Source organism: Pseudoroseomonas cervicalis ATCC 49957 (genome assembly GCF_000164635.1).
Taxonomy (GTDB): Bacteria; Pseudomonadota; Alphaproteobacteria; order Acetobacterales; family Acetobacteraceae; genus Pseudoroseomonas; species Pseudoroseomonas cervicalis.
In genome coordinates this window covers 151346-158189 of the sequence record NZ_GG770782.1, presented here as the reverse complement: position 1 = coordinate 158189, position 6844 = coordinate 151346, and the positions used below count along the sequence as shown (strand labels likewise).

Genomic DNA, 6844 nt, shown 5'->3' with positions numbered 1-6844 from the left:
GGCGCCGCCTTCGAGGCCTGCGCCGAGGCGCTGATCGGGGAGGGGCGCGACGGCGTGCTGGAGCAGGCGGTGCGCCGCGTGGCGCAGCGCTATGGCGAGGAGGCGGCCGGGGATCTGTCGCAGGAGCTGCTGGACCTCGCCGCCGAGGGCGCCTTCGGCCCCTCCGGCTGGGCCGGGCTGGTGGCGCTGCCGGTGGCCCTGCCGCCCGGCGAACCGCCGGAGCCGGCGGCGCTGATCGAGGGTTTCCTGGCGTCCGGCGCGCTGCCGGGCAATGTCGCGCTGCATCTGCTGCCGCAATGGCGCGCGGCTGAGAGCCTCGCCGAACTGACCCCCTGCCGGCTGCGCGGCGCGCTGCATCAGATGCTGGACGGCCAGGCGCCCGACGCCCTGCCGCCAGCGGCGCCCGAGGCGCTGCGGGCCGCCGGCTTCGGCCTGCTGCTGGGCGTGCAGCTCGACTGGGGCCTGCCGCTCTGGGAGGAGGTGCTGCGCGACGGCCTGCCCGCCCTGCCGGCCGAGGACGCGCCGCCCACCCCCGAGGAGGCGGCGCGCGCCGAGGCCTTCGAGCGCTGGCGCCACGCCGCCTTCCAGGCGCAGGGCGGCTGCGTGCCGCTGGCCCTCGTCCCGCTGCCCGAGGCCGAGGCGGAGATCGCCGATTTCCTGGAGGAGGCCGGCGAGCAGAGCGGCGGGCTGGACGAGATCCGCGATTTCGTCGAGGTGGCGCGGCAGGAGGCGCCGGGCGAGGATCTGGTCTGCGTGCCGCGCGCCGTGGAGGGCGCGCTGCACCTGGCGCTCTACACCGCCGCCGGCCGGCTGCTGGACGAGATCCGCCTGGAGGCTGACCGCCTGCCCGTGCCGCTGACCGAGATGCCGGCGCTGCTGGAAGGCATCGTGCCGCTGGCGAAGCACCCGCCGGGCTGAGGCGGCGCAACACGCCGCGCCCCCAAGCGGAAGCGCGGCACGCTTGCGCCCCCGGCCCAGTCAAAGCCATGTCCACGCTGGACCGCCGCGTGCGCAAGGCAATAGCGCGCGCGATCCTCTTCGCCACGGTGCCGGCGGGGAGGCGGGCTCTTGTGGCGCATACTCTGCGGCGATAATGTCACGCCCAGCCTTTACACGCGGCTTTCACCGGGAGCGTCACGATGCCTCACCAGGCGGCGCAGCGCCTCATGGAAGACGAACTGGCCGGCCTCATCACCCGGCACGCCCTCGAGGCGATCTTCCTGCTCGATGGGCAGGGCCGCACCGTCTTCGCCAACCCCGCCGCCGAGGCGCTGTTCGGCTGGTCGATGGCGGAGCTGCTGGACCGCCCGCTGCACGACATGCTGCACCATCACCACCCGGATGGGCGGCCCTTCCCGATGCAGGACTGCCCGCTCGGCCGCGTCTTCGCGACCGGCGAGAGCCTGCGGGCGCATGAGGATGTGTTCTTCCACCGCGATGGCCGGCCGATCCCCGTCTCCTGCTCCAACGCCGCGGTGCTGCGCGACGGGGTGGTGACCGGCGGCGTGCTGATCGTGCGCGACATCTCCGAGCGGCGCCTCTACGAGCGGCACCGCGAGCTGCTGCTGGACGAGCTGAACCACCGCGTGCGCAACATGCTGGCGGTGGTGCGCGCGGTCGCCAACCAGTCGCTCACCGGGCAGGACATGGCGGCGGCGCGCGAGTCCTTCCTGTCGCGCCTCGACGCCATGGCCGAGGCGCAGGCGCTGCTGACCCAGGATGGCGGCATCGAGGCGCCGCTGCGCAGCGTGATCGAGCACGCGCTGCGCGCCTTCCCGGCCGGCGATGGCGCGGTGCGGCTGGAGGGGCCGGCGGTGACGCTGTCGCCGCGCAAGGCGCTGACCCTGGCCATGGCGGTGCATGAGCTGGCGACCAACGCGACGAAATACGGCGCGCTGTCGCGCCCTGGCGGCGCGGTGCGGGTCAGCTGGTCCGGCGCCGACAGCGCGGCGCAGCCGCTGCGCCTGGTCTGGCAGGAGGCGGGCGGGCCGCCGGTGCGGCCGCCGCGCCACACCGGCTTCGGCACGCGGATGATCCGCCAGGCCCTGGCCGCCGAGTTCGAGGCGGAGATCGACCTGGATTTCGCGCCCGGCGGGCTGGTCTGCACGCTGCGCCCGGCCAGCGCCGCCTGAGCGCTTACCCCTCCGCGCAGAGGTCGAGCATGGCGCGCGCGGCATCCAGCACCGGCTCGGGCAGGGCGTAGCCGGGCTCGGCCTGCTCTATCGCCTCGACGATCGTCCACAGCAGGCGGTACAGCCCGGCGCGCTGGTGCTCGGCGCGCAGCCACGGATCGACCGAGGTATCCTCGGCCTCCACCTCCTCCGGGATCACGCCTCGACCTCCTCGCGCAGCGTGGCGACCACGGCGCCGACCTGCTCGGGGCCGGGCAGGGCGGAGCGTGTCCAGGAGGCGCCGCGCCGGATCACCCGCGCCGGGATGCCGGCCGCCACGCAATGCCGCGGCAGCGCCTTGGTGACCACGGCCCGCGCGCCGACGATGGAGCCGGCGCCGATGCGCACCCCCGGCATCACCAGCACCTCCTGGCCCAGCCAGACATGCGGCTCCAGCAGGATCGAGCGCGGCGGGTTGGTCTGCCGGCGGGTCGCCAGGTCGATGATGCCGTGGCCATCGGCGGTGCGCAGCCAGATCTCGGTGGCCAGCATGCAGTCCTCGCCCAGCGCGACCGAGGTGGCCTCGCCCTCCAGCCAAATATGCGCGCCGCCGCAGGTGGCGCCTTCACCCACGAAGAGCAGCCCGTGCTGGGCGCGCAGCGTCATGGTCATGGTCAGGCTGGTCTTGCCGCTGGCGCCGAGCAGCACGGCATTGTGGTGGCCGGAGAGGCGCAGCCGCCCCTTGATGAGCTGCTGCGGGCCGCCGAGCAGCACCAGATTGCCCTGCTTGCCCTTCAGCTCCACCACCAGGCCGCGTGTCACCGTGTCGCGGTCCAGCACGATCAGGTTGCCCGGCCCCGGCTCGCCCTCGATCTTGATGGCGGCGCGGCGGAGCGCCTCGGCGGCGCCGGGCTGGCCCGGGTCGATGACCAGGGGGGCGCGCAAGGCCGGCAGGGCGTAGCCGGTAGAGCCGATCAGCCCCAGCGATGCCACTCCCGCATTCTGCTGCAGCCGCGCCAGGACGGCACGCGGATCGGTCCAGTCCATAGCTTCACCCCCGCCTGGCGAATTATCGCACCCGTAACGGAGTGGCAATGGAGTTGTGCAACGCGGGGCGGGAAGGAAAAACGCTCCCGGTATATTAAATTTATAATCTATATTATGTAAAATATCTAGGCGATCTGATGCAGCACCCAGCGCCGCCCCCGGCAGCGAGAAGGCCAGGCTGCCATCCTGCATGCGCAGCGCATCAACGCCCTCGGGGCCCAGCACCAGCTGCCGCTGGCGGCGCTGTCATGGCGCCGAGGGAGGCGGCCTGCAACTCGGACATGACGGTTTCCCGGTTGCCAGGCAGGCGGCCGCCTTAGACGGCGGCGGGAGGGGCTTCGTGCATGGCTTCATGGTAATTCTTCATGTTCCGTTCATGCTGGCGCCATGGTCCGCCATGGCCGCGTTGCGCCGCGCCAGGCTGTGCCCGGCGATGTAGCCCCAGGCCATGTTCGGCCCGATCGTCGTGCCGGTGCCGACATTGCGGGTGCCGATCGGGTTGGCCATGGCCAGCCCCGCCGCGTAGAGGCCGGGGATGACGCTGCCATCCGGGCGTAGCACCTCGGCCCTTTCGTTGGTCCGGGCGCCGCCCTTGGTGCCCAGGATGGCGCGGCTGAACGGCATCGCCAGATAGGGCGGGCGGTCGATCGGCTTGATGCCCGCCCGCCGCCTTTTGTCCCCGGCCGAGGCGGCGTCGGCCCGCGCCGGGCGGTGGAACTCGGCATCCTCGCCGGCCAGGGCGGCGGCGTTGAAGCGCGCGACGCTCTCCGCCAGGGCGTCGGGCGGCAGCGCCGTCAGCCGCGCCAGCTCCTCCAGGCTGTCGGCGCGGCGCAGCCAGGCGGGATCGGCGGCGGCGGCCCAGCGCACCGGCGGCACCTCCTCCAGCATGCGGGAATCGGTGATCACCCAGGCCGGCAGATGCAGCGGCTGGCCCGTGGCGTCGCGGCGGTCCAGCGCCTCGCCGATGTTGAAGGTCAGCTCGTTGACGAAGCGGCGGCCATGGCGGTCGACCAGCATGGCATAGGGCTCGGTGTGGAATGGCACGGGCTGGGCCAGCAGGCGCCCCTCGTAGCGGGTGGGGACGGAGGGGGTGAAGGTCGCCTGGTCCATCCGGGCGAGCGCCGCGCCGGCCGCCACGGCCATGCGCTGCCCGTCGCCGGTGTTGGCGGGCGGGCTGCCGCGGTAATCCACCGGCCCCGGAAAATGCTCTTCCAGCCGGGCCGGATCCCATTCGAAGCCGCCCGTGGCCAGCACCACGCCGGCGCGGGCGGTCCACGCCTCCTCACGGCCGCGATGGCGGATGCGCGCGCCGGTCACCGCGCCCATCGCATCCTGGGTCAGCGCCAGCGCCTCGGCCTCTGGCACCACCTGCACGCCCGCGTCGAGGCAGCCGCGCAGCAGCCCGGTGACCAGCGCCGTGCCCTTGCCGCGGCTGTTGGTCAGCAGCCGCCACAGCAGGCGCGGCCACAGCGCCAGCGCGGTGCGGTAGGGGTGGTGGTAGAGGTCGGTGGTGACCGCCTCGTGATAGGTGAAGATCTCGGGGATGGTGGAGCGGCGGATGCGCAGCGCATGCCGCCCCGCCCGCCAGCGGCTGAGCGGCAGCGGCGAGAGCATGCGCCCGCGCGGCAGCGCCCCCGGCAGGGTGCGCAGCGGGTCGGGCTCCGGCGTCAGGGCGAAGCGCAGCGGCGTGTGCTGCTCGACGAAGCGCAGCATCCGCGGCGCCGCCGCGACGAAGGCCTGCCAGAGCGGTGCCTCCTGCTCCGCCCAGCCCGCGGGCGCGGCGGCGTGCAGATAGGCCAGCGCCGCTTCCGCGCTGTCCTCGATGCCCGCGGCTGCGGCGTGGTGGTTGGCCGGGATCCAGGTCCCGGCGCCCGACATGGCGGAGGTGCCGCCCAGCCGGTCCGTCTTCTCCAGCACCGCGACGGCAAGCCCCTGCCGCGCCGCCACCAGCGCCGCCACCAGACCCGCCGCGCCGGAGCCCAGCACCAGCACATCCACCGCCCGTTCCGCCATCCGCCCTGCCCTGCCCTGCCCTGCCGCGTTGCCGCCTGCTCCATCGCATCCGGCGGCGCGGCGCGCCAGGGTGGCGGCTCAGCCTTCGGCCGGGGCCTTGGCCTCCCCCTGGCCCCGGCGGCGGGAGAGCCGCTCGCTCACCCCCTGCACGGCGGCATAGAGCGTCGGGATGACCAGGATGCCGAGCGTCGTCGCCGCCAGCATGCCGCCCAGCACGGTGATGCCGATGGCCTGCCGCGCCGCCGCCCCGGCGCCCGAGGCGATGGCCAGCGGCGCCACGCCCAGCACCAGGGAGATCGCCGTCATCAGCACGGCGCGGAAGCGCTGCTGCGCCGCGCGCTGCGCCGCCTCGGCGATGCCGCGCCCCGCCTCGCGCTCGTTGCGGGCGAATTCGACGATCAGGATGGCGTTCTTGCTGGCCAGCCCGATCAGCAGCACCAGCCCGATCTGCGCGTAGAGGCTGTTCTCCACCCCGGCCAGCCACAGCGCGAAGGTGGCGCCGAGCGCCGCCACGGCGAGCGACAGCAGGATGGAAAGCGGCAGCGTCCAGCTCTCATACTGGCCGAGCAGGAAGAGATAGGCGAAGGCCAGCGCCAGGGCGAAGATCACCGGTGTCTGCGCCGCCGAGCGCAATTGCTGCAGGGCCAGGCCGGACCATTCATAGCCATAGCCCTCGGGCAGCGTCTCCGCCGCCACCCGCTCCATCGCGGCGATCGCCGCGCCGCTGCTCTGGCCGGGCGCGGCCTGGGCGTTGATCTGCGCCGCCGGGAACAGGTTGTAGCGCGGCTGCGAATAGGCGCCGAGCACCGTCTCCAGCCGCGCCAGGCCGCGCAGCGGCACCATCTCGCCCGCGCTGTTGCGCAGATGCAGGTCCAGCACCTGCTCCGGCGCCGCGCGCTGCGCCGCCTCGGCCTGCAGGATCACCTGATAGAGCCGGTTGCGCAGCACGAAGTCGTTGACGTAGCGGGAGCCGAACTGCGCGCCGATGGCGGCATAGGCCTGCCCCACCGGCACGCCGAAGCTCTCGGCGCGCAGCCGGTCCAGCTCCAGCCGCAGCTGCGGCACGCTGGCCGAGAAATTGGTGCTGGCGCCGCCGATCGCGGCCTCGGCGCTGGCGGCCGCGGCCAGGCCGCGCGCCACCTCGGCCAGGTCCTCGGGCGACTGCCCGGCCTGGGCGGTCAGGCGGAAATCGAGGCCGCCCACCGCGCCCACACCGGGGATCGGCGGCGGCGGGAAGACGCCCACGATGGCGCCCGGGATGGCGGAGAAGCGCGCCTGCAGCGTGCCGATCAGCCCGCGCAGCTGCTGCTCCGGCGCGTCGCGCTCGCCCCAGGGGGAGAGCGCCGCGATGCCCAGCCCGCCATTGGGCAGCAGCGCGCTTTCGAGGATGCTGAAGCCGGCGACGGTGACCGAGGCCTCGACCCCCGGCGTGGCATCCAGCACCGCCTGCACCTCGCGCATCACCGCCTCGGTGCGCTCCAGGGAGGCGCCGTCGGGCAGTCGCACATCGACGAACAGCGCGCCCTGGTCCTCGTTCGGCACCAGCGTCGCCGGCAGCGCCAGGAACAGCCAGGCGGCGGCCGCCATGGCGCCCGCCACGCCGAGCGGCACCAGCACCGTGCGCCGCACCAGCCAGCCGATGGCGCGGCCATAGCCGCCGCGGGCGCGCTCCA

General features: G+C 74.0%; 6 protein-coding genes. 2 read left to right on the top strand and 4 right to left on the bottom strand.

What is annotated here, in order from left to right; translation table 11 throughout:
* Both HMPREF0731_RS17135 and HMPREF0731_RS17130 read left to right on the top strand, forming a co-directional pair.
* A partial coding sequence (locus HMPREF0731_RS17135) for a hypothetical protein (protein ID WP_040613812.1) occupies positions 1 to 918 on the top strand: 918 nt, incomplete at its 5' end.
* Between the two features lie 248 nt (positions 919 to 1166).
* Complete coding sequence (locus HMPREF0731_RS17130) at positions 1167 to 2132, top strand: sensor histidine kinase (protein WP_169312302.1); 966 nt, start codon at positions 1167 to 1169, stop codon at positions 2130 to 2132.
* 4 nt (positions 2133 to 2136) lie between these two features.
* On the opposite strand, the gene HMPREF0731_RS17125 is transcribed toward HMPREF0731_RS17130, so the two are convergent.
* From HMPREF0731_RS17125 to HMPREF0731_RS17110, 4 genes are all read right to left on the bottom strand, one after another.
* A complete protein-coding gene (locus tag HMPREF0731_RS17125; protein ID WP_007005439.1) occupies positions 2137 to 2331 on the bottom strand; it encodes a hypothetical protein in 195 nt (64 codons plus the stop codon).
* Positions 2328 to 3158 carry an acyltransferase gene (locus HMPREF0731_RS26225; RefSeq protein WP_007005438.1) on the bottom strand — a complete coding sequence of 277 codons (831 nt, stop codon included), beginning with the start codon at positions 3156 to 3158 and terminating at the stop codon, positions 2328 to 2330. Before HMPREF0731_RS26225 ends, HMPREF0731_RS17125 begins: the two co-directional genes overlap by 4 nt.
* 363 nt (positions 3159 to 3521) lie before the next feature.
* Positions 3522 to 5171 carry an FAD-dependent oxidoreductase gene (locus HMPREF0731_RS17115; protein ID WP_007005437.1) on the bottom strand — a complete coding sequence of 550 codons (1650 nt, stop codon included), beginning with the start codon at positions 5169 to 5171 and terminating at the stop codon, positions 3522 to 3524.
* Between the two features lie 78 nt (positions 5172 to 5249).
* The coding region (locus tag HMPREF0731_RS17110) for an efflux RND transporter permease subunit (RefSeq protein WP_007005436.1) at positions 5250 to 6844 on the bottom strand (1595 nt) is incomplete at its 5' end.